General features: G+C 58.6%; 25 protein-coding genes. 13 read left to right on the forward strand and 12 right to left on the reverse strand.

All coding sequences use genetic code 11. The annotated features are described in order from the left end of the window. The first annotated feature begins 231 nt into the window (after window positions 1-231). The 7 genes from urtA (at window position 232) to RDA78_RS27965 (ending at window position 8,495) form a co-directional block, all read left to right on the forward strand. Window positions 232-1,518: an urea ABC transporter substrate-binding protein gene (gene urtA, locus RDA78_RS27935; protein WP_434053010.1), complete on the forward strand. Its 1,287-nt coding sequence runs from the start codon at window positions 232-234 to the stop codon at window positions 1,516-1,518. A 189-nt stretch (window positions 1,519-1,707) separates the two neighbouring features. Beyond that, window positions 1,708-3,318 (forward strand): urea ABC transporter permease subunit UrtB, encoded by a 1,611-nt coding sequence (gene urtB / locus RDA78_RS27940; protein WP_434053011.1) that lies wholly within the window; start codon window positions 1,708-1,710, stop codon window positions 3,316-3,318. Continuing rightward, complete coding sequence (gene urtC, locus RDA78_RS27945; protein ID WP_434053012.1) at window positions 3,315-4,553, forward strand: urea ABC transporter permease subunit UrtC; 1,239 nt, start codon at window positions 3,315-3,317, stop codon at window positions 4,551-4,553. Before urtB ends, urtC begins: the two co-directional genes overlap by 4 nt. Before the next feature lie 3 nt (window positions 4,554-4,556). Continuing rightward, window positions 4,557-5,303, forward strand: a complete 747-nt coding sequence (urtD, locus tag RDA78_RS27950; RefSeq protein WP_434053013.1) for an urea ABC transporter ATP-binding protein UrtD — start codon at window positions 4,557-4,559, stop codon at window positions 5,301-5,303. Window positions 5,304-5,306: 3 nt separating this feature from the next. Continuing rightward, window positions 5,307-6,002, forward strand: a complete 696-nt coding sequence (urtE, locus tag RDA78_RS27955) for an urea ABC transporter ATP-binding subunit UrtE (RefSeq protein WP_434053014.1) — start codon at window positions 5,307-5,309, stop codon at window positions 6,000-6,002. 177 nt (window positions 6,003-6,179) lie between these two features. Then, window positions 6,180-7,487: a UDP-glucose dehydrogenase family protein gene (locus RDA78_RS27960; protein WP_434053015.1), complete on the forward strand. Its 1,308-nt coding sequence runs from the start codon at window positions 6,180-6,182 to the stop codon at window positions 7,485-7,487. A gap of 270 nt (window positions 7,488-7,757) precedes the next feature. Then, window positions 7,758-8,495 (forward strand): sugar transferase, encoded by a 738-nt coding sequence (locus RDA78_RS27965; RefSeq protein WP_434053016.1) that lies wholly within the window; start codon window positions 7,758-7,760, stop codon window positions 8,493-8,495. A 116-nt stretch (window positions 8,496-8,611) separates the two neighbouring features. Here the strand turns inward: RDA78_RS27965 and aroQ are convergent, their stop codons facing one another. Then, window positions 8,612-9,055 (reverse strand): type II 3-dehydroquinate dehydratase, encoded by a 444-nt coding sequence (gene aroQ / locus RDA78_RS27970; RefSeq protein WP_434053017.1) that lies wholly within the window; start codon window positions 9,053-9,055, stop codon window positions 8,612-8,614. 196 nt (window positions 9,056-9,251) lie between these two features. On the opposite strand from aroQ, the gene RDA78_RS27975 reads away from it, so the two are divergent. Then, window positions 9,252-9,473, forward strand: a complete 222-nt coding sequence (locus RDA78_RS27975) for a hypothetical protein (protein WP_434053018.1) — start codon at window positions 9,252-9,254, stop codon at window positions 9,471-9,473. An 18-nt stretch (window positions 9,474-9,491) separates the two neighbouring features. Here RDA78_RS27975 and RDA78_RS27980 read toward each other — a convergent pair whose 3' ends face one another. Then, window positions 9,492-9,974, reverse strand: a complete 483-nt coding sequence (locus tag RDA78_RS27980; protein WP_434056225.1) for a response regulator — start codon at window positions 9,972-9,974, stop codon at window positions 9,492-9,494. Window positions 9,975-10,321: 347 nt separating this feature from the next. On the opposite strand from RDA78_RS27980, the gene RDA78_RS27985 reads away from it, so the two are divergent. After that, window positions 10,322-10,501, forward strand: a complete 180-nt coding sequence (locus tag RDA78_RS27985; protein ID WP_434053019.1) for a hypothetical protein — start codon at window positions 10,322-10,324, stop codon at window positions 10,499-10,501. Between the two features lie 110 nt (window positions 10,502-10,611). Here RDA78_RS27985 and ccoS read toward each other — a convergent pair whose 3' ends face one another. The 9 genes from ccoS to RDA78_RS28030 all read right to left on the reverse strand — a co-directional run bounded on the left by ccoS (window position 10,612) and on the right by RDA78_RS28030 (window position 19,790). Further along, the gene (gene ccoS, locus RDA78_RS27990; RefSeq protein ID WP_434053020.1) at window positions 10,612-10,770 is read right to left on the reverse strand and encodes a cbb3-type cytochrome oxidase assembly protein CcoS; all 159 of its coding nucleotides are present in this window, start codon (window positions 10,768-10,770) and stop codon (window positions 10,612-10,614) included. Next, entirely contained in the window at window positions 10,770-13,025 is a 2,256-nt protein-coding gene (locus RDA78_RS27995; protein ID WP_434053021.1) for a cation-translocating P-type ATPase, read from the reverse strand. Before RDA78_RS27995 ends, ccoS begins: the two co-directional genes overlap by 1 nt. A gap of 10 nt (window positions 13,026-13,035) precedes the next feature. Continuing rightward, entirely contained in the window at window positions 13,036-13,548 is a 513-nt protein-coding gene (locus tag RDA78_RS28000; protein ID WP_434053022.1) for a FixH family protein, read from the reverse strand. A gap of 10 nt (window positions 13,549-13,558) precedes the next feature. Next, complete coding sequence (gene ccoG / locus RDA78_RS28005) at window positions 13,559-15,022, reverse strand: cytochrome c oxidase accessory protein CcoG (RefSeq protein ID WP_434053023.1); 1,464 nt, start codon at window positions 15,020-15,022, stop codon at window positions 13,559-13,561. A gap of 188 nt (window positions 15,023-15,210) precedes the next feature. Continuing rightward, the gene (ccoP, locus tag RDA78_RS28010) at window positions 15,211-16,089 is read right to left on the reverse strand and encodes a cytochrome-c oxidase, cbb3-type subunit III (RefSeq protein ID WP_434053024.1); all 879 of its coding nucleotides are present in this window, start codon (window positions 16,087-16,089) and stop codon (window positions 15,211-15,213) included. Window positions 16,090-16,092: 3 nt separating this feature from the next. Further along, entirely contained in the window at window positions 16,093-16,248 is a 156-nt protein-coding gene (locus RDA78_RS28015) for a cbb3-type cytochrome c oxidase subunit 3 (protein WP_297578633.1), read from the reverse strand. 5 nt (window positions 16,249-16,253) lie between these two features. Beyond that, window positions 16,254-16,988 (reverse strand): cytochrome-c oxidase, cbb3-type subunit II, encoded by a 735-nt coding sequence (gene ccoO / locus RDA78_RS28020; RefSeq protein WP_434053025.1) that lies wholly within the window; start codon window positions 16,986-16,988, stop codon window positions 16,254-16,256. Between the two features lie 14 nt (window positions 16,989-17,002). After that, window positions 17,003-18,658, reverse strand: a complete 1,656-nt coding sequence (gene ccoN, locus RDA78_RS28025) for a cytochrome-c oxidase, cbb3-type subunit I (protein ID WP_434053026.1) — start codon at window positions 18,656-18,658, stop codon at window positions 17,003-17,005. 244 nt (window positions 18,659-18,902) lie between these two features. Continuing rightward, window positions 18,903-19,790: a LysR family transcriptional regulator gene (locus RDA78_RS28030; protein ID WP_434053027.1), complete on the reverse strand. Its 888-nt coding sequence runs from the start codon at window positions 19,788-19,790 to the stop codon at window positions 18,903-18,905. Window positions 19,791-19,888: 98 nt separating this feature from the next. Between RDA78_RS28030 and glyA the strand changes: the two genes are divergently transcribed. From glyA to RDA78_RS28050, 4 genes are all read left to right on the forward strand, one after another. Continuing rightward, on the forward strand, window positions 19,889-21,211 hold the full coding sequence (gene glyA / locus RDA78_RS28035) for a serine hydroxymethyltransferase (RefSeq protein WP_434053028.1): 1,323 nt from the start codon (window positions 19,889-19,891) through the stop codon (window positions 21,209-21,211). Between the two features lie 164 nt (window positions 21,212-21,375). After that, a complete protein-coding gene (locus tag RDA78_RS28040; protein ID WP_434053029.1) occupies window positions 21,376-22,509 on the forward strand; it encodes a two-component system sensor histidine kinase NtrB in 1,134 nt (377 codons plus the stop codon). A gap of 35 nt (window positions 22,510-22,544) precedes the next feature. After that, on the forward strand, window positions 22,545-22,913 hold the full coding sequence (locus RDA78_RS28045) for a response regulator (protein WP_434053030.1): 369 nt from the start codon (window positions 22,545-22,547) through the stop codon (window positions 22,911-22,913). Between the two features lie 34 nt (window positions 22,914-22,947). Then, window positions 22,948-25,275: a methyl-accepting chemotaxis protein gene (locus RDA78_RS28050; protein ID WP_434053031.1), complete on the forward strand. Its 2,328-nt coding sequence runs from the start codon at window positions 22,948-22,950 to the stop codon at window positions 25,273-25,275. A 46-nt stretch (window positions 25,276-25,321) separates the two neighbouring features. On the opposite strand, the gene RDA78_RS28055 is transcribed toward RDA78_RS28050, so the two are convergent. Beyond that, a complete protein-coding gene (locus RDA78_RS28055; protein ID WP_434053032.1) occupies window positions 25,322-26,362 on the reverse strand; it encodes an AbrB family transcriptional regulator in 1,041 nt (346 codons plus the stop codon). Between the last annotated feature and the right edge of the window lie 35 nt (window positions 26,363-26,397).

The following is a 26,397-nucleotide window of genomic DNA, read 5'->3' on the forward strand; positions in this document are numbered from 1 at the left end:
AAAGCCGTCTGCATTACCCCATCTTTCACTGTTTTCAGACCAAGGCGACTCACACAGCACAATTCGTGCCGACCGCCGCCGGCAATACCGCATCCTCCGAACCGGCACTTACGTCAATTGACGTATGTTGCGGTGCAGTCGATCCGGCGCACGATCCGTCCCCGATGGCGGCAATCCTTCCAGCCGTCCTGCGCCGGCAGGGAACCGGCGCATCGTATTAAGGGGACTTACATGAAAAACACATTCACCAAATTCGCCCTCGCCGGCCTGATGGCCTCCACCATGATCGGCGGCGCAGCTGCCGATGACGACACGATCAAGGTCGGTATCCTGCACTCGCTTTCGGGCACAATGGCGATCTCGGAAACAACGCTGAAAGACGCCATGCTGATGCTCATCGAGGAGCAGAACAAAAAGGGCGGTCTTCTCGGCAAGAAGCTTGAAGCCGTCGTCGTCGATCCGGCTTCCGACTGGCCGCTCTTTGCCGAAAAGGCGCGTGAGCTGATCGAAGTGAACGGCGTCGATGCCGTTTTCGGCTGCTGGACATCCGTTTCGCGCAAGTCCGTGCTGCCGGTATTTGAAGAACTGAACTCGCTTCTGTTCTACCCGGTTCAGTACGAAGGCGAAGAGTCCCAGCGCAACGTGTTCTACACTGGTGCGGCTCCGAACCAGCAGGCCGTACCAGCCGTTGACTACCTCATGAACGAGGAAGGCGTCGAGCGTTGGGTTCTTGCCGGTACCGACTATGTCTATCCGCGCACGACCAACAAGATCCTCGAAGCCTACCTGAAGTCCAAGGGTGTCGCTGAAGAAGACATCATGATCAACTACACGCCGTTCGGTCACTCCGACTGGCAGACGATCGTTTCGGACATCAAGACGTTTGGATCGGGCGGTAAGAAAACCGCCGTGGTCTCCACGATCAACGGTGACGCAAACGTACCCTTCTACAAGGAACTGGCAAACGCAGGTATCAAGGCCGAAGACATTCCGGTTGTCGCCTTTTCCGTTGGTGAAGAGGAACTCGCCGGCCTCGACACCGAACCGCTCGTTGGCCATCTGGCTGCATGGAACTACTTCCAGTCTGCCGACACCGACATCAACGCTGAATTCATCGATGCATGGCACGCCTTCATCGGTGACGAAGATCGCGTGACCAACGATCCGATGGAAGCGCACTTCATCGGCTTCAACATGTGGGTCGAAGCGGTCGAAAAGGCCGGAACGACCGATCCGGATGCGGTTATCGACTCGATCGTCGGCGTCACCGTGCCGAACCTGACCGGCGGCTACTCGGCCATGATGCCGAACCACCACATCACCAAACCGGTCCTGATCGGCGAAATCCAGGATGACGGCCAGTTCGAAACCGTCTGGGAGACCTCCGGCACCGTTGTTGGCGATGCCTGGTCCGACTACCTGGAAGGCTCCAAGGATCTGATCGCTGATTGGCGTGCGCCGCTTTCCTGCGGCAACTTCAACACCGCCACCGGCAAGTGCGGCGGTTCCGGGTCCTAAGGGAGGAACCAGCGGGGCGGGCCTTTCGGGCCCGCTCCGTCCGTTTCGGTCTCCACCGTTCTCCCGGACACAAATTTGCAGGGCGGGGAAAAGGGGAGACCCAGAACTTATCCTGAGGAGGACCTTCGGGTCCGTCTGAACGGCTCCCCGGGATGAAGCGTTTTTCCAATTCACAGCGCCGGTGGACCTATGTCCTTCTTGAAATCGTTTTTGCTCATCCTTTGCCTGCTGGCCAGCCCGGCACTCGCCCAATCAGATCCGGAAACGCTCCGTTCGCTGATCAATGAACTCGCCAAGGGAAAGTATGCCGAAACGGAGCAGCAGATCGGCACGCTGGCAGCGACGGGTGACCCCGCGGTTGCTCCCGCTCTTGAAGCACTGGGGGCGGGCGACCTCTACTTTCGCAAGTCCGACGGTCAGGTCTTCATCGCAGAGAAAGACGGAAAACAGTTCAAACTGACAGACCCGCTGACGCTGGAAGCGCAAGGCGAAGCCGGCAGGCGCGAGGTCAAGAAGATCAAGGTGAACAACAAGCTGCGACGGGTTATCCGGTCTGCGCTCGGTTCCCTTACTCTGATGGCATCCGACCCGAGAATTCGCATCGCGGCTGCCGAAGCTGTCTTCAAGGCAAAAGATCCTGAAAGCATCGATGCCCTGAACACCGCGATTGCCGCGGAACAGGACGCAAATGTGCTCCGCGTCATGGAACAGGCGCTCGCGGCTGCCGTCCTGAATTCAGACCTGGACGACGCCGAAAAGATCTCAGCCGTCGAGACCCTTTCCGACATGGGCAACCGCGAAGCTCTCTCACTTCTGATCGGCGTCAGGTCGAGCACCGAGGGCGCGGTTCAAACTGCCGCGGCAGCGGCTGTCACGAAAATCGAAAAATCCATCGCAGCGTGGGATGCAGCACAGAACATCTGGTACGGCATTTCGCTCGGATCGGTGCTGTTGCTTGCCGCCATCGGGCTCGCCATTACCTTCGGCGTCATGGGTGTCATCAACATGGCGCATGGCGAAATGGTCATGATCGGGGCCTACACGACCTTCGTTGTTCAGGAAATCATCCGGACGTCGGCGCCCGGCCTTTTCGACTATTCCCTCTTCATCGCGCTTCCCCTCGCCTTCCTGACCGCCGGGCTGATCGGGATCGCGATCGAGCGCGGCGTCATCCGCTGGCTTTACGGTCGTCCCCTGGAAACGCTGCTCGCCACCTGGGGCATCTCGCTCATGCTGCAGCAGGCGGTCCGCTCCATCTTCGGGCCGACGAACCGCGAGGTCGGCAACCCGGACTGGATGTCCGGTGCGTTCGAGCTCGGGCAGATGACGATCACGTATAACCGCATGTGGATCGTCGTGTTTGCGCTGCTGGTCTTTGCAGGGCTGATGCTGGTTTTGAAGAAAACACCCTTCGGGCTTTATACCAGAGCCGTGACACAGAACCGCCGGATGGCTGCGTCCATGGGTATCCGCACACCCTGGATCGACGCGCTGACCTTCGGCCTCGGATCAGGTATTGCGGGCATTGCCGGGGTTGCCCTGTCGCAGATCGACAACGTGTCGCCAAACCTTGGTCAGGGCTACATCATCGACAGCTTCATGGTCGTGGTGTTCGGCGGCGTCGGGAACCTCTGGGGCACGCTGGTTGGCGCCATGACGCTCGGCGTGGTCAACAAGTTCCTGGAGCCTTACGCCGGGGCGGTTCTCGGCAAGATCTTCGTTCTTGTCTTTATCATCCTGTTCATTCAGAAGCGTCCGCGGGGGCTGTTCGCCCTCAAGGGCCGGGCAGTTGAAGCATGATGTCGTCGTTTCTCTTCCGGGCCATGGATGCGCGGGCCGGTATATTCCTGGCCATCATGGCGGCGGTGATCATTCTTGTCCCTGCCTGCAATCTCTTCGTGCCGGAAAGTTCCCCTTTCCACGTACCGACCTATGCCGTCACGCTGATGGGCAAGTACCTGACCTATGCCCTGCTTGCGCTCGCGGTCGACCTTGTCTGGGGGTATTGCGGCATTCTTTCCCTTGGTCATGCCGCCTTCTTCGCGCTCGGCGGATATGCCATGGGCATGTATCTCATGCGGCAGATCGGAACCCGCGGCGTTTACGGCGATCCGATCCTGCCGGATTTCATGGTATTCCTGAACTGGCAGGAGTTGCCCTGGTACTGGCACGGCTTCGACATGTTCTGGTTCGCGGCCCTGATGGTTCTGCTTGTGCCGGGCGTGCTGGCCTTTGTATTCGGCTGGTTCGCCTTCCGCTCGCGGGTCACCGGTGTCTACCTGTCGATCATCACCCAGGCACTCACCTATGCGCTTCTGCTGGCCTTCTTCCGCAATGACATGGGATTTGGCGGCAATAACGGCCTGACTGATTTCAAGGACATTCTGGGGTTTGACATCCAGGCAGACACAACACGCGCCGGTCTGTTTGCGGCATCAGGAATAGCCCTGGTCATCTGCTTCCTGATCTGCCGGTCCATCACGCGCTCGAAGCTCGGAAAGGTCCTTGTCGCGGTGCGCGATGCGGAAAGCCGGACGCGGTTCCTGGGTTACCGGGTGGAACACTACAAGCTCTTCGTCTGGACGCTGTCGGCCATGATGGCAGGCATTGCCGGCGCGCTTTACGTGCCACAGGTCGGCATCATCAACCCGGGCGAATTTGCGCCTGCGAATTCGATCGAGGTCGTCATCTGGGTCGCGGTCGGCGGCAGAGGCACGCTTGTCGGAGCCGTGCTTGGTGCGGTTCTGGTGAACTTCGCAAAGACCTGGTTCACGGCCGCGCTCCCGGATATCTGGCTATTCGCCCTTGGCGGTCTGTTTGTCTTCGTAACCCTGTTCCTGCCGAAAGGGATTGTCGGCACCGTCAGCCAGGGCTGGACCGCCCTGCGCCAGCGCAAGATCTCCTCCGATTTCGGCGAAGGATCCGGCGATCCGCCGACGCAACCGCCCCAATCGCCAGGTGCGCAGGCAAACGTCGAAAAGCCGGCCTCATCCATCTCGCGCGCCGGGGCGGCGCACCCTCAACCTGCGGAGTGAAGCATGACCCGGACCACAAGCCTGCTTTATCTTGACGGAGTTTCGGTGTCCTTCGACGGTTTCAAGGCGCTCAATGAACTTTCGCTCATGATCGCGCCCGGCGAGATGCGCGCAATCATCGGTCCGAACGGCGCCGGCAAGACCACCATGATGGACGTGATCACTGGCAAGACGCGGCCGGATACCGGTGAAGTGTTTTTCAACGGAACGATCGATCTGACCGGCGAGGACGAAGCCTCGATTGCCGAACTTGGGGTCGGGCGGAAATTCCAGAAGCCGACGGTCTTTGAAAGCCACACGGTGTGGGACAACCTGGAACTGGCGCTCAAGGCACCAAGGGGACCGTTCAACACGCTCTTTCATGTCATCACGGGTGGCGAAAAGAGCCGGATCGAACAGTTGCTGGAACTGATCAGGCTTGGCGACAAACGGGATGAACTCGCCGCCAATCTCAGTCACGGCCAGAAACAGTGGCTTGAGATCGGGATGCTGCTCGCCCAGGACCCGAAACTGCTTCTGGTTGATGAACCGGCGGCGGGCATGACCGATGCGGAAACCGCAGAAACCGCGGACCTTTTGAAGGATATCGCCAAGGATCATTCGGTTGTTGTCGTCGAGCACGATATGGATTTCGTGCGCTCACTCGGTGTCAAGGTGACTGTCCTGCACGAAGGCTCGGTGCTCGCCGAGGGATCTCTTGATCATGTCTCCGCCGACGAGCGGGTTGTTGAAGTCTACCTGGGGCGCTGATCCATGCTGAACGTTGACAATATCGACCTCTTCTACGGTGCGGCACAGGCGCTGAAAGGTGTCTCGCTGTCGGCAGAGACGGGAAAAGTCACATGCGTGATGGGCCGGAACGGTGTCGGCAAGACCTCAACGCTGCGGGCGATTGCCGGCCAGCAGGGCATTGCATCGGGCAAGATCGTTTGGGATGGGCACGACATTTCCAATCTGCCGGCCCACGCGCGGGCGCGTGCCGGGATCGCCCTGGTTCCGCAGGGCCGCGAGATTTTCCCGCTGTTGTCTGTGAAAGAAAATCTTGAAACAGGTTTTGCTCCGTTGAAACGCAGGGACAGGCACATACCCGACACGATCTTTGAGCTGTTTCCCGTTCTGAAGGACATGCTGAACCGGCGGGGTGGTGATCTTTCCGGAGGTCAACAGCAGCAGCTTGCCATTGCGCGTGCACTTGTAACTCGGCCGAAGCTGCTGGTTCTCGATGAACCGACGGAAGGAATTCAGCCCTCGATCATCAAGGATATCGGCCGTGCCATTGCCTGGCTCCGCGACCAGGGAACGATGGCCATTGTGCTCGTCGAGCAGTATTTCGAGTTCGCCCGCGACCTCGCGGACACGTATGCTGTCATGGATCGCGGTGAAGTGGTCCTCTCCGGGTCGGGCGCGGACCTTTCGGAAAGCGAGGTGCGCCGCTATCTGACGGTCTAGCCGCCAGAAAAGCCAATTAAGATAAAGCACCGATCATTGGCCCACTTCTACCCTTTATGGGTGGAAATCACGTCCGCAGTCGTGTTAGGGGCTGTGCAGCTTTGACGATGATGCACGGATCCGTGTACCCGCAGTCCACATGGGGTGGGCTTTTGAATTTTGAACTGGAAATTTGCCATGCGCGTTGCAATGATTGGAACAGGCTATGTCGGCCTCGTATCTGGCACTTGTTTTGCCGATTTTGGTCACGTGGTGACCTGTATTGATAAAGATTCTACCAAGATTGATGCCCTGAATTCTGGGCAGATACCGATCTATGAGCCAGGCCTTCAAGACCTGGTCGCCAAGAATGTTGCAGAAGAACGGCTCTATTTCACAACGGACCCGTCGGAAGCGATCCGGTCCGCCGATGCCGTCTTCATAGCTGTAGGAACGCCGACAAGGCGCGGTGACGGGCATGCGGACCTGTCCTACGTTTATGCCGCCGCAGAAGAGATCGCCCGGTTGATCGAGGGCTTCACGGTGGTGGTCACCAAGTCGACAGTTCCCGTCGGAACCGGCGACGAGGTGGAGGACATCATCCGCAAGACCAACCCCGACGCAAAGTTCGCTGTTGTTTCCAATCCCGAATTTCTGCGCGAAGGGGCCGCCATCAGCGACTTCAAGCGGCCGGACCGGGTTGTTGTGGGCACCGACAGCGAAGAAGCCGCGGACGTCATGCGTGAGCTTTACCGGCCGCTCTATCTCAACGAAACGCCGATCATCGTCACCAAGCGGCGCACGTCCGAACTTATCAAATACGCGGCAAATGCCTTCCTGGCCGTCAAGATCACCTTTATCAACGAAATCGCGGACCTCTGCGAAAGCGTTGGTGCGAATGTCCAGGAAGTGTCACGCGGCATCGGGCTCGACAACCGGATCGGATCCAAGTTCCTGCATGCCGGTCCCGGCTACGGCGGATCGTGCTTTCCCAAGGATACGCTCGCGCTTTCGAAAATCGCCGCAGACGCCAAGTCCGACCTGAAAATTGTCGACGCGGTGATCGACGTCAACGCTGAACGCAAGAAGAAGATGGCAGACAAGGTCATCGATTTCCTGGGCGGAGATGTGAACGGAAAGACAATTGCGCTGCTCGGCCTTGCCTTCAAGCCGAATACCGATGACATGCGTGAGGCTCCCAGCCTCGATATCGTCGAGAAGCTGCAGTCGGCCGGCGCCAGCATCAGGGCCTACGATCCGGCAAGCATGGAAGAAGCCAGTCATCTGATGTCCGACGTCCTTTTCTGCGACGGGCCCTACCATGCATTGGAAAACGCCGACGCCGTCGTGATTGTCACGGAGTGGGACCAGTTTCGGGCGCTTGACCTCGAGCGTGTAAAGACGCTGGTCAAAGCACCGAAGGTGGTCGATCTCCGGAACATCTACACACCGGACTACATGCTCACACGGGGGTTTGAATATACCAGTGTCGGACGCAGTTACTGACGCCGGCCAGGGAATTCCTTCCCGAAGTCAGACATCGCTGCCGGTCGCTTCCAAGACCGGCAGCGCTCTCGCAGTATTTACAGGAAATCAGTTCACGTCTTCCGTGATGATGTTGCAGCGTACCGGACGACCTGCTAGGCACCACACTGAAGACTAAAATTTTAAGCATTTCGTTGGGCTTGTGTTAGCGAAACCGCCGGCGGCGTGGACTTCACCGATTTCGAAGACGCTCCGCACAGTCCGTTTATTATAGCGTGGAGATTGCGAAGGTTGGCAAACAAATCACTCCAATACGACCAGCGCGCAACTCTCAGCCCCCCTGATACAGGCTCTGACTACACGATCAACAGTTCTGTTTTCGATCAGGACAATGTGCCGTCACCGTTTGCGACGTCTGCCTCACCCGGTTACGGCAAACTGAAAAGAGCCCTCGATATTTTCGGCGCATGCATTGGCCTGTTTCTCTTGATGCCGCTTTTGCTGGCCACTGCCGTTGCGGTCAAGGCCACGAGTCGCGGGTCCGTCATTTTCCGGCAGGAAAGGCATGGCCTGAACGGTGATGTCTTCACGATTTACAAGTTCAGGACCATGTACACTGATCTGGGAGATGGATCCGGGGTTGCGCAGACGGTGTGCGGCGATCCCCGCATCACAAGGGTCGGGGCATTCCTGCGCAGAAGCAATCTGGACGAATTGCCGCAACTCGTGAACGTGCTCAAGGGCGAGATGTCGCTTGTCGGTCCGCGTCCTCATGTCCCGGGCATGCTCGCAGCCGGCCGAGCCTATGAGGAATTCGATTCCAGGTACATGTGCCGCCACAGGGTCCGTCCTGGAATTACCGGGCTTGCACAGGTCAACGGCTGCCGCGGCGAGACCGCGGATCCGTTGTCTGCGCGAAAGCGCCTCGAATTCGACCTGGAGTACCTGGAAAAGCAATCCTTGCTGCTCGACCTCAAGATTATCGCGCAGACAATCTTCTGCGAATTCTTTCACGGGAACGGCTATTAGAGTATCCGATTTGATCAAGCAGGATTTCGTCTCAATTTTGTATTCTGCTTTATCAAATCGGCTTCATTTATGGGTCCGTACCTAGGTGACGGACCCATAAATGAGACTGAAAACGCCTAAGCGTCCTCAAGCAGCGTCGCCGCACGCCTAAGAGCGAGCAGGTATCCCTCAACGCCGCACCCGGCGATCACTGCGTCCGCGCGTTGTGAGACGTAGGAGAAGTGCCGGAAGGCCTCCCGTTTGTGTATGTTGGACACATGCACTTCCAGAACCGGGAACTGACAGGCGCTCAAGGCGTCCAGGATCCCGATGGAGGTGTGTGAGTACGCTGCCGGGTTGATGATGATCGCCTGAGCCGCCTCCCGGGCCTCCTGCACCCAGTCGATCAGATCGTGTTCCGCGTTGCTCTGGCGGAAGTCGATCTCAAGCCCGAGTTCCGCGGCCAGTGCCGCGCACATCCCATTGACATCATCCAATGTTTGATGACCGTAAATCTCCGGCTCCCTCTTCCCGAGCAGGTTGAGATTAGGTCCGTTCAAAATATAGACGACTTTAGACATTTGGGTCCCTTGATATCGTTCCCGTTAGATGTGCCTTTATTGCATTTTTCCAGCAATTCCGGGCATTTTCCCCACAGGGCTGTGGACGATTTGCGCCGCCGCACACCCCTGGCGGATGGAGTCTTGCACCGGTTGTATTTACGTACTATTAACCATGATTATACATGGTGGCAGCAACACAATCCGACGGAAAATCATGATAAAGCTGCGTGAAAGACTGGACTCTCTGGAAGCGCTCATGGAAGCGATCGATGGATACCAGCACCTTCCAATCGAAACACTGTCACAGTTCTTGCTCGACAACTACACGGTTGATCTGGACGTTCTGGCGCAGTTTGCGCATGCTCTGGAAGTGCGGGCAAGTGAACCTGCGGCGATTCCGGAAGGCGCTTCCGCCGCAGCGCAATCGGCTGCCTGAAACAGCGTGGGTTCTGACTTACCCGATCGCCGTCACGTTTTCTTCAGCTCCGCCAGGAGCTTGCCCCTGAGGCTGGCCCGGAGGCCCGCCCTGCCAGATTTTCTGCCTATTCCGGATTTCTCTTGGCGCCGGACCAAAGTAGGTCGCGGTCTTGATGAAGTCCCTTGGATGCAGGATCACGCTTGAAACACGCTGATAAAGAGACTTTGCCGAGATCGGTTTGGAAAGCAGCTCGTGGACGCCCAGACGGCGCGCTTCAACGATCCGGCTCCGTTCGGTATGCGCTGTCACCATGATGATCGGTATGTAGGCGAAGGGATTGTTGGGGCTGCGGATCATGCGCACCATGTCGGCACCGTCAAGAATCGGCATGACCCAGTCCAGGATCAGAATATCCGGGTTGGCACGATCCATCGCTTCGAGACCGGATGCACCGTCTTCGGCTTCGACAATACGGCGCGCGCCAAAGCCCTGCAGCATCGTGCGCAGGATCGTGCGCATGTAAGCGCTGTCTTCGACCAGCAAAAACGTCAAAGAGGCAAGATCGAGACTCACCAAACCCTCCTGTTTCACCCCGTCTTGACACGAAATTCTGAAGATTGGGTTAGCTGTCAGACGCTTCGCCCCATCTCAGGAGGAGCAGCTCCTGATCCCTTTTCGATCAATTCAGACGCTGGAATGAAGCGGAACGGCATTCGTGAAGATGCAGCCGGGAATGGTAGCTGCCGGGTTCATCTCTTGGTAATGATGCTCGCAGTTAACTCTTTTGCACGCAACGGATTAACGTGCTTTTCAGAGCTGTCGATCATCCTAGGCTTGCAATCAAAAAAACGAGACATAATCCTTCGATGATCACGAGCCTTATGACGACAGATCCGGACAAGAGCACACAGGACGAACAGCTCGCGGGAAGTCATGAACCTTCCGCGCCGGACTCCAATGGTTCGCGCGAGAACTTGCTGCTGTTCTCCGGTGTAGGTCTGGTGCTACTGGCCGTGGCCATGGCTCTTTCAAACATCTTCGCCTGAAATCCAACCGCGCGTGGAACGTCACAAGCGGAAGCCATGTCCTGCGCTTTCGCTTCTCGCAGTTGGTCAAACGATCCAAACCAAATTGACCTCATTTCTGGGTTCTGAGCCTAGTGTCCTTTACCGGGCAAATCATCGTCGTCCAGAATGCGCCATTTGGCACCTTCGAGGTCATCGTACTGGCCGCTTTTCAATGACCAGAGAAAAGCGGCAAGTCCAAGCCCCCCGAGAAGAAGCGCAATCGGAATCAGGTAGATGAGAACGTCCATCAGCTGTTACTCCTCATCGGCCGCGGCAGATTGACCGCACTTGCTTCCGCCGGACTGCGACGACCCTCCCCGCGCCACCTGAGTTTGAGAGCATTGGCCGTGACCGCGATCGAAGATGCGGACATTGCGACAGCCGCCATGAGCGGCGTCACGAACCCCGCCACTGCGATCGGAACAGCCACGACGTTGTAGAGAGCGGAAATCCAGAGATTCTGTTCAATTGCCGCACGGGCGCTTCTGGAAAGGCGCAGGGCTTCGACAACCGGCATGAGCCTGTCTCCCAGGAAAACGGCATCGGCGGCAGCCTGGCTCAGATGAACCGCGGAGACGGGCGAAAGCGACACATGCGCACCGGCAAGTGCCGGCGCATCATTGAGACCATCTCCGACCATGAGAACCTTGTGCCCCTTTGACTGCAGTTCCTCCAGTCGGGCTATTTTTTCAGCCGGTTTCATGCCGGACTTCCATTCGGCAATCTCAAGGGTCCGGGCACAATCGGAGACAGCCGGGCGGGTGTCACCGGACAGGATTTCCAGTTTGTAGCCGAGCTTCCCGAGACGATCGATGACCTCTTTGGCATCCGACCTCAGGCTCTGCCGGAACGTCAGCAGGCGTACAGGGCGGCCTTCATAACGGATCGCCAGCAGGGATGCGCCCGGAACGCGCGCAAGCGCTGCTTCGATTTCGAGATCGGACGCGCCACAGAATTGCGGACTGCCAAGACGCAGTCTCGCCCCCTCGTATGTGGTTTCCAGTCCGGCTCCCGATATCTCTTCCACGTCCGGCAACGGCACCAGAGCGCCGGTTGCCTTCACCAGAGCCTCGGACAGCGGGTGCCGGCTTGCAAGCGCAAGGCGTCCGCCGAGTGTGAGTGTTTCGTCTGCAGGATCTATGTCGGCGCAAAGCTCGGGCTCTGCCCGCGTCAGGGTGCCGGTCTTGTCAAACAGGATCGTATCCACCTCGGCAAGACGTTCGATGGCATCGCCGGAATTGAGCAGGACTCCGCTGCGGAACAGTTGCCCCGACGCCACCACCTGAACCGCGGGGACGGCAAGGCCCAGGGCGCAGGGACAGGTGATGATCAGAACGGAAATCGAAATGACAAGTGCCGGCTGCCAGCTCATTCCGGCCAGGAGCCAGCCGAGGAATGTTAGCGCGGCGGCGCCGTGTACCAGAGGCGCGTAGAGACGCGCCGCCCTGTCGGCGATGCGCACATAGGCGGATTTTGCCTGCGACGCGGTCTCCAGCAGCCGGTTGACCTCGTCGAGCAAGGTTGCCCCCGATGCCGCCTCGACGCGGACCTGCAAAACCCCTGCGCCGTTCATTGTTCCGGCGTAAATTCTCTGTCCCGGTTTGACAGGCACCAGAACACTTTCACCGGTGACAAGGCTTTGATCGATTTCCGATCTTCCGGTTTCGACGACACCGTCAACCGGAACCCGTTCGCCGCCGGAGACAAGAACGAGATCCCCCGCGGCGATTTTCGATAACGGAACCTCGCGGACCTTGCCGTCCGGGCCGAGTCTTGCGGCAACTTCGGCCTTGAGGGCGGCAATGTTTTCAGCGAACGACCGGGTGCGCCCGCGCATGTTGTGATCCAGATAGCGGCCGACCAGGAGAAAGAACAGCAGCATGACCGCGGATTCAAAATAGGCGTGGTGGTGGTGCTGAAGCGTTTGCACGACGGAAAGCGCAACGGCAAGAAAAACACCGATCACGATCGGAACGTCCATATTGAGCCGGCCGGCGGAAAGCGCGCCGAAGGCGCTTTTCACGAAAGGACGTCCGGCATAGGCAACCGTCGGCAACGCGATGAGGGCAGACAGCCAGTGAAAGAAATCGCGTGTTTCGGGCGTGATGTCGGTGGCGTTGCCCGACCAGACGGAGACCGACAGAAGCATGATGTTCATGCCGGCAAAGCCCGAGACCGCAAGACATCTCAGAAGCTGTTTTCCGGTCCTGTCCTGGCGGTCCTTCTGACTGGCCGGATCAAACGGATGCGCCGTGTAGCCGAGCCTGGAGAGTTCCCGGACGATCTCCTCCGCTCCCGTCTGGTCCTCCACCCAATCCACCGCCAGACGCTGGCTGGTCAGGTTGACGCGCGCACTGCGGATACCGGGCAAACGCTTCAGACCGCGCTCAATGTCTCCCATGCAGGCGGCACAGGTGATCCCCTCGACAGCCAGATCCATGTGGACCGCGCCGTCATCCGCCGGTGTTACGAAAGCCTGCCAGTCACGCTGATGTACCGTCACGATGCACGCCTCAATCGCCGATGAACAAACGGTTTTCGGATTTGAACCGGCGGGTGCCGTCCTGCTCGATCTCCAGAACAAGCGTCCAGTTGCCCGGTGCCAGGGCCTCGACCTCACCGACGTAGCGGCCACCGCCGTCCGCGCGCAGCACCGCGGTCACATCCTCGCTTTCCTGTGCCGGGTGCCGAAGCGCCGCCTTAATGGCGATGCCGTAAAGGGGAACACTTTGCGCATCCATGGCTGTCACGACGACTTTCGCACCTTCCGCTGATGTGCGCATGATTTCGCCCGACACCTGCCAGCCAAGCCCTGCCTGCACCTTGGCGGCGGCGATTTCCTGATTATAGGCCTGCCCGGCCTCGTAGGAACTGTCGACCACCACGCCCGGAAAGGATCCGAGCGCAAGATAGAGGAAAATGCCATTTGCCGTGAACACCACGCCGAAGAAGCACAAAAGCCAGGCCAGCACGGTCTTGCCGGTAATCGCCTTGGGATCCTTCATGTTCGATTGAGCCATCGTCATTTCGTTCTCCTCAGGGCCTGTCCGGCGCTTTGAACGTGTCTTTTGCCGTCACGACTTCGCCCATCACACTCTCGGTGATGCGGAAGACGACAGGCGTCGAATGCGGCATGTCCGCGTCGGGGGGTGAACTCACAAGGACGCGCACTTCGCGCGTGGTGTCGGGTCCGACCTCGACGATCGGCCGGCCGGCAAAGGTGGAATCGGCACCGACCGCCTCGACCAAGGTGTTCGGCGGCATGCCTTCCACATGCAGCATGAATGCCCTCGGGTGACGGCGCTTGTTCGACAGGCGCACCGTGTAGCCGTTTCTGACGGAACCGTCCGATTGCTCGACAAAAACCGGATTCCGGTCGTGAAGCACGCTGATATCGGCGAAGTCCCGATTGAGCAGCGCAAACAGCATGATCGCTCCGACCAACGCAATGACGGCCGCATAGATGACCGTGCGCGTGCGGACGATTTCGTAGACCGGTTCCTTGCCTTCAAGGCGCCGCTCGATGTTCTCATCCGTGTCATAGGCGATCAGACCCGTCGGCTTGCCGACCTTCTTCATGATGTTGTCGCAGGCGTCGATGCAAAGACCGCACTGGATGCAATCCAGCTGGATGCCCTTTCTGATATCGACACCGGTCGGACAGACCTGGAAGCACTGGTAGCAATCGATGCAGTCACCTGCAGGCAAGCCCTGGGCTTCCAGCTGCTTGTTGTGCTTGAGGGAGCCTCTCGGCTCGCCCCGGTCCCAGCGATAGGTGACGTTGAGTGCTTTCTCATCGGTCAGGGCTGCCTGAATGCGCGGCCAGGGACACATGTAGATGCAAACCTGTTCACGCATGAAACCGGCGAGCAGATACGTGGTCGCCGTCAGGATGCCGATCCAGACATAGGCAGCCATCGGCGCCTGGAACGTCAGAAGCTGCCAGACCAGCGTCGGTGCGTCGTTGAAATAGAGAACCCATGCACCGCCGGTCCACCAGGCGATCATGAGCCAGAAGAAGTGTTTCGTGGCGCGTTTGCGGACCTTGTCGAACGTCCACGGGTCCTTGTCGAGTGCAATACGTTCGCGGCGGTCGCCCTCGATCTGGCGCTCGACCCACAAAAACAGGTCGGTCCAGACCGTCTGCGGACACAGGTACCCGCACCAGATCCGGCCTGCGACCGCGTTCATCAGAAAGAGCGCGACGGCGGCGATGATCAGCAGCCCCGTCAGGTAATAGACTTCCTGCGGCCAGATCTCGATGAAGAAAAAATAGGCCCGGCGATGCTCCATATCGACGAGAACAGCCTGGTCCGGGGCGTTCGGCCCGCGGTCAAAGCGGATGAATGGCAGGAAGTAATAGATTCCAAGCGTGATGAAAAGCAGCGTCCACTTGATCCTGCGAAACAGGCCATGGGTCGCCATGGGGTAGATTTTCTTGGCCGACGCAAACCACTCTTCTGAATGCTCGCCCTCATGCGTTTCGGTGTCCGCAGACATACCGTCCGTCCTCTCAAACGCGATCCTGCCCCAATAGGATCCTGGTCAAAGAAAGAGCGGTGTTTCCGCTCCGGAGTGCCGACCTTAACCGGCACGTCCTGAAGATAATCCGGCGCAAAGCGTCACACCTTGCGCCGGATCAAAGGTTCTGCGTGATCCGGCGAAAATGCCGCATCTTCAAGCTGCCATCATTGCCCGCCCCCGAAGGAGTGCACGTAAACGGTCAGCGACTTGATGGTCGCCGGGTCAAGGCGCTCGACCCAGCCCGGCATCACGCCGTTGCGCGGATTTGCAATCTGCGCCTTGATCTCGTCCAGCGAGTTTCCGTAAAGGTAGTTGGCCGACATGAGACTGGGCGCTCCAACGTCCTGGATGCCTTCAAGGTTGTCGCCGTGGCAGGCGGCACAATTATCCTCGTAGAGCACCTGACCGGCAGCAAGATCGATCCCCTCGTCCGTTTCAACGCCCGCACGCGAGGCAACGAAGTTGGCGACCTGATCGATTTCCTCCTTGCTCAGCAGCTCGTCGGCACCGAAGGCCGGCATGTCGCCGAAGCGCGCATCATCATTGTCGGAACGAATGCCGTAGAGCAGCGTCGTGTGGATATTGTCGAGCGTGCCGCCCCAGATCCAGGTGTCGTCCTGCAGGTTCGGATAACCTTCCGATCCGGTGCCGCCGGCCCCGTGGCACGGGGCACAATTGTCGCCAAAGGCCGCCTGGCCGTTGGCCAGCGCGAATTGCAGCAGTTCCTGATCCTTGGTGATGTCTTCCAGGGACGTGGCAACGATCTTGTCGGCGAACTGGGACCGGTCCGCGACGCCCTTGTCAAAAGCGGCGATCGCTTCCTGACGCTGGTTTGCGCCTAGGACTCCCTTGGTATAGCTGGAGACCAGCGGCCATGAGGGATAAAGCACCCAGTAGATCACAGCCCAGACCACCGTCGCGTAGAAGATGTAGAGCCACCATTTCGGCAACGGGTTGTTCAGTTCCTTCAGGCCGTCCCACTCGTGGCCGGTGGTCTCGACCCCGGAGATCTGGTCGACTTCCTTGTTATGTGTGTCTGCCATGAATCAGTCCTCACGGAACGGGATCTGAGCAGCATCGTCGAACTTTTTCCGGTTCTTCGGCCACAATGCGTAGGCCAGGACGATGCCAAACAGGATCATGAAATAGATAAGACCCCAGGTCTGTGCGAAGCCGGCGAAGGCGCTATAGGTCTCGTTCATCGCTCTTACCTCGCGTTTGCTGCGTCATCGTAGATGGAGAAATCGACCATGGTGCCGAGCACCTGAAGATAGGCGACCAGTGCATCCATCTCGGTGACTTCCCTGGGATTGCCGTCAAAGTCGCGGACCTTGGCACTCGGCCAGCGTTCCTCGAACGCGTAGGCCGCGTCGGAGTCCGGCATGGCCTGGCCGAGAAGGTCAGACATGGCGTTCTCGATCTGCTCCTCGGTATAGGGAACACCAACGATCGCGTTGGCCGACAGGTGAGCCTTGATGTCCCGAGCATTCACACGATTTTCCGCCAGGAACGGATAGCCCGGCATGATCGAGGCAGGCACCAGCGAGCGCGGATTGACCAGATGCTCGACGTGCCAGTCGTCGGAATATTTCCCGCCGACGCGCGCCAGATCCGGTCCGGTCCGCTTCGATCCCCACTGGAACGGGTGGTCATACATGCTTTCCGCGGCGAGCGAGAAGTGACCGTACCGCTCCAGTTCATCGCGCATCGGACGGATCATCTGCGAATGACACAGATAACAGCCCTCACGGATGTAGACGTCGCGTCCGGCCAGTTCCAGAGGCGTATAGGGACGCATGCCTTCGGTCTTCTCAATCGTGCTCTTCAGATAAAAAAGAGGCGCGATTTCGACCAGGCCGCCAATGGCGACCGCGACCAGGATTCCGACGAGAAGAACGAAGGAGTTCTTCTCGAAGATTTCATGTTTTTTCCATGCAGACATTCAGTATCCCTCCCTTATTCGGCCGGAGCCAGGGAGCCGACCGGCGTGGTGTCGGCTTCTTCAGCCTCACCATGACGGACAGTCATCCAGAGATTGTAGGCCATGATCACGGCGCCAACGACGAAGAGCGCACCGCCGAGAGCACGGATGATGTAGAAGGGATGCATCGCCTCCACGGTTTCCACGAAGGAGTACTCCAGGAAGCCGAGGCTGTCGTAGGCGCGCCACATCAGGCCCTGCATGATGCCGGACACCCACATCGCGGTGATGTAGAGCACGATCCCCAGCGTTGACAGCCAGAAGTGCCAGTTCACCAGTTTCAGGGAGTAGAGGCCCCGTTTGTTCCACAGCCACGGAACGAGGCAGTAGATCGCGCCGAAGGAGATGTATCCGACCCAGCCGAGCGCACCGGAATGCACGTGACCGATGGTCCAGTCCGTGTAGTGCGACAGCGAATTGACGGAGCGCAGGCTCATCAGCGGGCCCTCAAAGGTGGACATGCCGTAGAAGGCGACGGAGACGACCATCATGCGCAGAACCGGATCCGTCCTGAGCTTGTCCCAGGCACCGGACAACGTCATCAGCCCGTTGATCATGCCACCCCAGGACGGCATCCACAGGATGATGGAGAAGGTCGCGCCGAGCGTCGAAGCCCATTGCGGCAGCGCCGTATAGTGGAGATGGTGCGGTCCGGCCCAGATGTAGATGAAGATCAGGGCCCAGAAGTGGACGATCGACAGGCGGTAGGAATAAACCGGACGATCGGCCTGCTTCGGAATGAAGTAGTACATGATCGCAAGGAAGCCTGCGGTCAGGAAGAAGCCCACTGCATTGTGGCCATACCACCATTGCACCATTGCGTCCTGAACACCCGACCAGACGATGTAGGACTTCGTCGAATAGATCGAGACCGGGATCGTCAGGTTGTTGGTGATGTGCAGCATGGCGATGGTGACGATGAACGCCAGGTAGAACCAGTTGGCCACGTAGATGTGCGGTTCCTTGCGCTTCCAGAGCGTTCCCAGGAACAAGAGCAGATACATCACCCAGACGATGGTCAGCCATAGATCGGCATACCATTCGGGCTCCGCGTATTCCTTGCTCTGGGTAACGCCGAGCAGGTAGCCCGTTCCGGCGATAAGGATGAACACGTTGTAGCCGAGGATCACAAACCAGGGCAGGATCTTGCCCGGCATGCGCACGCGGCAGGTCCGCTGAACCACATACATGGACGTCGCCAGCAGCACGTTGCCGCCGAAGGCAAAGATCACCGCGGAGGTGTGCAGGGGACGCAGGCGGCCGAAATTCGTCCAGGGAAGATCGAAGTTCAATGCCGGCCAGGCCAGTTGAAGCGCGATCACGAGACCGACCGTGAACCCGGCCAGGCCCCAGAACATGGCGGCGATGGTTCCGAATTTCACCGGCCCCATGTTGTAATTCGGTTTTCCGTCGATTTCGGCCGGGATAGGCTCGCCGCCGTCGTCGAAGAAGTTCTTGAAGATCAGGAAGACACTGACAGCGGCGAGCAACGCGCCCAAGCCAGCGTGGAAAGCCATGACCTGATCAAAGGTTTTGCCCGCAATTATGATGCAAGTGAATGCAAGCAAAACGAGGAAGATGGCGAATCCACCCTCCTCCAGCGAGACCAAACCGGTCTTTTTTTGTGCCATTTCAGCGCCCCAGTTATTAGAATCCATGCAAGGTGCCAACGATGGGACGACCATGCGCACGACTCCCCACGAGCCGCGTTGATTCATATCAAGAGGGGTCTTACGGCATTCGAAGATGTGAAAATTGCCCGCACAATGTCGCACGGCGCAGGCACGTTGTCGCAATCGTAGTTTTGCGTAGAAGGCGGTTCGAGGACGGCCACCGGCACAGCGCGCCGGAGTTCAGGCATCGGCCCGGGCGTTTTTAACGAAGCACTTTTGTGAGGTTATCAATGACGTTTTCGATGACCTCGGGCCTGCGGGTGCCCGGCTGAATCCACATCGAGATCCTTTGAGACAGCGGCACCGACTGCGTGAACGGCGCCACCAGACGCCCGCTTCGCAGATGCCTCTCGACAAGCGACCTGTGCGCCATCAGGACCCCTGCCCCGTTCAGCGCTTCCTCGACTGCGACCGCGTAGAGCGAATAGGATGGACCGTTCGGCACAAACGCATCACCGGGCATCGCCTTGGCGGCCCAGAGCGTCCAGTCCGTTTCCCATGAGACATCCGTCAAGCACACCGTGGATTTCAGATCCCGCGGATGAGTGAGCATTTCTGCGAGTTCGGGCGCGCAGACCGGAAGCAGCTCGTCGCTTTGTGTCCAGACATTCCCGCTTTGAGTGTCGTCACCATAGAAAAGACAGATGTCAAACGGCACCCGCTTGAGGTTGGGCGGCGTTTCCAGCGCCGTCACTGAGACGTCCACCCCCGGCATATTTTGGCGCAGCAAGGGCAGGCGCGGTGCGAGCCAAAGCTGTGCAAGGGCGGGCAGCGCGGCAATGTGCACCTTTCCGGGTGCAGCGTCCTGCCTGAGATCACGCACTGCCCCGCCCAGCAGATCAAATGCCTCCACAAATGCCCGCAATGACCTTTGTCCGATGGATGTGAGCTGCACACCCCTGGAATTGCGGGCGAACAGGGCAGCACCAACGTCTTCCTCAAGCGACTTGATCTGTGCGGCAACTGCGCCCGGTGTCACACCGAGTTCATCGGCTGCTCGTGCGAAGCCGCCAAGGCGGGCCGCAGCTTCGAAGGCACGCAGGGCGTTGAGCGAAGGAATTCGGGGGGGCGGTGGAGATACGGGCATCATGAGACCTAGTTTTTCTAGCCCTTACTTTTCTAAAAACTGATTTGAGATTTTTCAAGCGCGGGTTCACCTTGGGGCCAACACGCTTTGGAGGACTTTCAATGTCAGTACATGAACTTCGGCCCTGGCTGCCTCAGACGGTCGCGGCGCGGATCGACGGGATCAGCGAAAACATGCGGACGCTGACCTCGGATCTGATTGCGGAGCGGATCGACCAGTTGGTGGACGAAAACCGCAAGATACATGAACGGGACTGCTTCAACCTCAATCCGGCGACCAACGTCATGAACCCGAGGGCCGAAGCGCTCCTGGCCAGCGGACTGGGATCGCGCCCCTCTCTCGGCTATCCGGGCGACAAATACGAGATGGGTCTTGAAGCCATCGAGGAAATCGAGGTCATTGCGGCGGATCTCGCCTGCGAGATCTTCAACGCACACCATGCCGAAATCCGGGTGGCCTCCGGAGCGATGGCCAACCTCTATGCGTTCATGGCGACGACGAAGCCAGGTGATGTCATCATCGCTCCGCCCGCTTCCGTTGGTGGTCACGTCACCCATCACGGGCCGGGCTGTGCCGGTCTCTACGGTCTTGAGATCCACGAGGCTCCCGTCGATGCCGACGGCTACACGATCGATCTGGGGGGCCTTCGCGAGATGGCGCACCGTCTCAAACCGAAGCTGATCACCATCGGGATGAGCCTCAATCTCTTCCCGCATCCGGTTTCAGACATCCGGGCGATCGCGGACGAGGCCGGGGCATTCGTTCTTTTCGATGCGGCCCATCAATGCGGCATGATCGCGGGCGGTGTTTTTTCCGACCCGCTCGCCGACGGTGCGCACCTCATGACCATGAGCACATACAAAAGCCTCGGCGGGCCCGCCGGCGGCCTGATCGTCACCAACGACCAGGATCTGGCGCACAGGCTCGATGCCATTGCCTTTCCCGGTCTGACGGCCAATTTCGACGTCGCCAAGTCCGCCGCGCTTGCCGTTTCGCTGCTGGACTGGCGCGACTTCGGCGCTGGCTACGCCCAAGAAATGGCTGCAAGTGCGCAGGCGCTTGCCCGCGCCCTCGCAGAGGAGGGCATCCCTGTGTTCGAGACGTCGAAGGGAATGACCGCATCGCATCAGTTCGCGGTGGAGGCGGCCGCCTACGGTGGAGGTCAGGCCGCTTCGAAGAAATTGCGCAAGGCCGGGTTCCTCGCCTGTGGCATCGGTCTGCCCTGCGCACCGGTCGACGGTGACATGAACGGATTGCGCATCGGCACACCTGAACTGGTTCGCTGGGGCATGACGTCAAAGGACATGCCGCGCCTTGCCGGTCTGATTGCGGACGCCCTGCGTGCCAACGACCCCGGGGCGTTGGCAGAGAGAGTGTCCTCATGGCGGCAGGAATTCAGAACACTGCACTTTATCAGGCCCTGACTGCGCCGCTTTGTGCACGCCGATACCCGTCTCCGCGGATTTCGGAAGAAACAAACGGGCGTTGTTTCCTGTGGGAAACACAAGCTCTGCGCTCTTCCGTTTTTTCGCTTCTCCGCCTAACCTTGCACAAGTGAGCTTGTCAGCGCTTCGTGGGGGAGACTGAAATGCAAGACCGCATGGATCAGGGTTACGCCGCCCTTGAAAAGATCGCCGGGACATCGCCCGATCTCCTGAAGTCCTTGCTTGAAGGCTCACCCGACACGGTCAGCGTTTCGGACGCCAGTCAGCCGGACCTGCCCCTCACATACGTCAATCCGTCCTTCCAAAGAACCACCGGGTATGCCTCGGAGGAAGTCCTGGGCCGGAACTGCCGGTTCCTGCAAGGTGACGAGACAAGCGCCGACGATGTCGCCCGGATCCGGAAGGCGATCGACAACCGCGAACCCATAGATGTGGTGCTGCTGAACTACCGGAAAACAGGCGAACCGTTCCTCAATTCACTGCGCATGGCGCCGATCTTCGATTCTCGGGGGGATCTGTCCGCCTATCTGGGTATACAGCGGGATATCACCGAGGAACGTTTCAGGGCCGAGAGCGAGATCGCACGCAACCGTCTGGAAGCGCTCGGTACGGCGTCCGGTGCGCTTGCCCATCAGCTCAACAACCTGCTGCATCCTGTCACGAGCCTGATCTCACTGCACCTGCCCGACATTTCCGACCCGGGCATCCGGACCGACCTGGAGATGGCGCATTACAGTGCAACTCAGGCCGCGGAACTGTCAAACAACCTGCTGGGCCTTTCAAGAGGCCGATTCGAAGAGGAATCAGGCGTAACAACCTTGCCCGATGCCCTCATTCGCGCAGTTGAACTTGTGCGCCTCATGCTGCCGCCGACAGTGATCATTGAAACCGGTTTCAGGAACGTTCCAAACGACATGAATATTCCGATCAGTGAAACCATGTTTGCGCAAGTAATCATCAATATCGTCACAAACGCCTCCCAGGCGACCAAGCATTCAGGGACAATACGTATAGAACTCGCAGAACTCGAAGGTTCCCGGACACAAATCTCGATTGCCGATAATGGACCAGGCATTCCATTTGACCTGCGGCAAAAAGTATTTGATCCGTTTTACTCCAAAAGCATCAGTAAAAATGGCACTGGCCTTGGCCTTTCCGTCGCTTTGCAAATTATTAATAAAGTTGATGGACAAATAATAGTTGCAGAGGGCCTTTTACAACCTAATGGTGACGGACGAGGTTGTATGTTTACTATAGATATACCGACAATTACGTAGGGTTGTAGTTCGGTAGATCTGGGAGATACCGAACTATGTGCCACATTCTACTGATTGACGATATGCAGCCGGTCCGGCATGCCATTGCAGCAACGCTCCGCAAGGCCGGTCACGACGTCGTCGAAGCGGATGACGGAAACAAGGGACTGGAAATTGCCGCGTCGCGGCAATTCGATCTTGTCATCACCGACATCATGATGCCGGCTTCGGACGGAACCGATGTCGTGTTCGAGCTCAAGACGAAAACGGCGGCTCCAAAGGTGATTGCAATGTCGGGCGGCGGTGCCGGCATCCCGGCTGACAATGCCTTGCAGCTTTCCTCGACCCAGGCGGACGCGGTTCTGAAGAAACCCTTCACGAACGATGTCCTGATCGAGACCGTGAGCGAACTCACCTCTTACTGACTTTCCATTCAACCACGTTTTCGGAGGGGATATCGTGGCCTGGTTTTACAATATGCGGCTGACGCAGAAGCTTCTGCTTGCCTTCGGTGCATTACTCTTGATTATGGCTTTCCTCGGCGGAAAGTCAGCGATGATGTTCCACACACTGGATCAAGAGTTCACTGAATTCACCGAACATGGCAACGCGCTTGCCGCAGCGACAGACGTCACCCAAGCCTTCTCCCATATGGAGATCAAGGCGATCGAATACGTTGAGAACTCGTCGGATGACAAGCTGCAAGCGGTCGATGCTGCCCATACGAATGTACTTGAGTTGATCGACGTCAAGATCAAGAAGCTGCATGTGCCGGAAGAGATCGAGCGCCTCGAAGACGCTCGCAAACATGTTGAAATCTACTGGAAGAACTTCCAGAAGGTCGCGCATGAGCGCGCGCTTCAAAAGGACATTGTCGACAACAGCCTGCACAAGGCCGGCGACAAGCTTCAATACGAGATCGTGACAGTCTTCAAGCACAAGCAGGAACAGGACTCAAAAAACGGCAAGCCGACGGAAACCGTCGCGCTTGTGACAGACGCCATGATCCATCTTCTGATCGCCCGGGACCATGCCAACCGGTTCATCTATTCCGGAATGGAAAGTGAGCTCGAGTATGCGCTTTCCGAGATCGACAGGGTCAAAAAGGATCTGACCAGCGACGCAATGGCCAAGCTCGATGGCGAAGACAAGCAACTGGTCGACGATGCGCTCAAGCAGATCGAGGTCTATGTAAGCGCTCTCAACGAATTCCGGACGCTTGAAAAGGACATTCGGCACCTGGAACATGACGTCATGTTCGCTGAAGCCAAGATCATCGCCGACGACCTTGCCGCGATCAAGCAATTTGCGATCGTTGCCGAACACAAGCTGGAGGCCAAGGTTCACGCGCAAACCGCTAATTCGATTCTGTTTTCAATCGGTGGAACCGTGATCGGATTTGTCATCGGTCTTGCCGCAGCCATCATGCTGGGACGGATGATCAGCCGGCCGATCAACGGACTTGCACGCACGATGGAGGATCTGTCCCACAATCGTCTGGAAACCGAGATCGCAGCTATCAATGGCAAGGACGAAATCGCTGAGATGACCCGCGCGGTCGTGGTGTTCCGCGAGGGCCTTGTCGAACGCCAGGCGATGCGCGAGCAGCAGGAGAAAAACCGCGAAACCTCAAACCGGCGGCGCGACGAACTGGATCAGATGATCGGTATCTTCGGCAATACCATTCGCGGCATCTTCCAGCGCATGTCCCACTCCTCAACGGAAATGTCGGAGACTGCGGAAACGCTGACGCAGACATCTGACAATTCAACCAATCAGGCGACAGTTCTCGACAAGGAAGCCAGCGACACCTCCTCGATGGTGGCAACCGTTTCCTCGGCGGCGGAAGAACTGATTTCCTCCATTCAGGAAATCCGGCGCAATGCGGACCATTCGGCGGAAATCGCGGCCAGGGCTTCGGACCGCGCGGAAGAGACGAAGTCGAACTTCACCGAACTCGTGACGGCTTCCGATCAGATCACGAGCGTTGTCGACCTGATCCGCGAAATCGCGGACCAGACCAACCTGCTGGCGCTGAACGCGACGATCGAGGCGGCACGCGCCGGTGAAGCCGGCAAGGGCTTCGCGGTGGTCGCCTCGGAAGTGAAGGAACTGGCGGCGCAGACCTCCCGGGCGACCGGTGAGATCAGCAACCAGGTCGGTGCGGTTCAGCGCACGGCGCAGAGCGCCGAGCAATCCATCGGCGAGATCTACGGCACAGTCCGCGAGATCAACGATGTCGCCACAAGCATCGCCTCCTCCGTCACCCAGCAGGAAAGCGCAACGTCCGAAATCGCCCGCAGCATGGAGACGGTGTCCAGCAGCGCGGCGCGTGTGCGCGACAGTGTCTCGGTCATGCGCCAGAACTCGGAGGATACCGCCAATTCGTCCAAGCTGGTGAAGGACGGCAGCTCGGTTGTCTATGACGAGGCGGTGCTTCTGGGCGACGAGGTGGAAACCTTCCTTGATGCGATCGGCAACCGCGGCGACGACGAGACCTACCGGATCTACGAGGTCAACTGGCCTGCGATACTCACGATCGGGGACAAGCAGGTCCAGGCAAAAACGGTGAAGATTTCATCGGCCAACTGCGTCGTCAGTGCACGGATCGACGTCATGCCCGGCACACGCGTTACCTTCGCCTGCGACGAGCTCTCCAAGCCTATCGAGGCACGGGTCGCGGTCAGTGAGGGTGACACCACCACGCTGCAGTTCCCGCTGAACCTGGATCATATCGCCGATCTGAGGATACAGCTCGAAGAACGCGTTCTGGCACCTGCAGCCTGAGCGGCAACGCTGAAATCAATCGGGAAACCTGGAGGTTTCCCGATTGCTATTCTGCCTTTTTCCTTCCAAGCACCAGCGCCGTGATCAACGGTAGCAACAGCACCATCCCTGTAAATCTCGCAATCTGGTGAGCGGCAACGAATGCCGGATCCAGATCGAGCATGAACGCGAGCAGCGTCATGACTTCAAGACCGCCCGGCGCATAGGCGAGAAGCGCCTGTCCGAAGGGAATGTCCACCAGAGTGGAGATGATCCAGGCGCCCAGGATGGACATCAGAAAGGCGGCGCTGAAGGCCGCGATCGAGGCACCGAGAACGCTGACAAACTGGCGGATCGTCATGTTGGCGAAACGGCACCCGATCATTGCACCCATCAGAACAAAGCACGGAACGACAAGATAGGCGGGAAGAACCAGCGTCCAGGCCCCGGACGCGTTCAGCCCGGCACTCATGAAAAAGGCACCCGTCATCAAACCGCCCGGCACATTGAGCTTCTGCGCGATCAGGCTGGCAAGCAGGCAAAGCGGCAGACCAATGACGATTTCAAACCAGGTGGAGACCACGATCGCACCCTCATCCCCCTCGAGCGTTCCACTGGACGAGACCACCGCGAAAGGCAGGATTGCCACGAGCACGAAGAGCCGGAGAGACTGGCTCGACGCAATCCTTGGAAGATCCGCGCCGCGATCGGTCGCCAGCGCGATCACATAGTTGAGCGCTCCCGGTATCGCTCCGAAAAAGGCTGTTTCCCGCGACCACTTGGCTCCGAAATGAAGGACGGCGTATCCGGCAAATGTCACGCAAACGACAACGACGAGCAGAAGCGCCATGGAAACCGGCCAGTCTCCAATCCGTTCCACCACGTCCGGCCGGACACCGCCGCCCATCGATACGCCGATCACCACGAACAAGGCATCCCGCAGCCGGTTCGGCATCACGGTCGGAGCGCCCGCGAGCGTCGCGACCGCGACAAAGACCATGGCTCCGGACAACCAGGCCGCGGGCAATCCGAGCAAATAGAAGGTAAGGCCGCCGCCTGCTGCGAGCAGGATCGTCAACAAGAGTTTTGCTGCTGTCGAGTTTGTCATTCCTTCAATCATAGGATCCGTATGCGTTTCAAGCC

This window comes from Roseibium sp., from assembly GCF_051016195.1.
In the GTDB taxonomy this organism is placed as follows: domain Bacteria; phylum Pseudomonadota; class Alphaproteobacteria; order Rhizobiales; family Stappiaceae; genus Roseibium.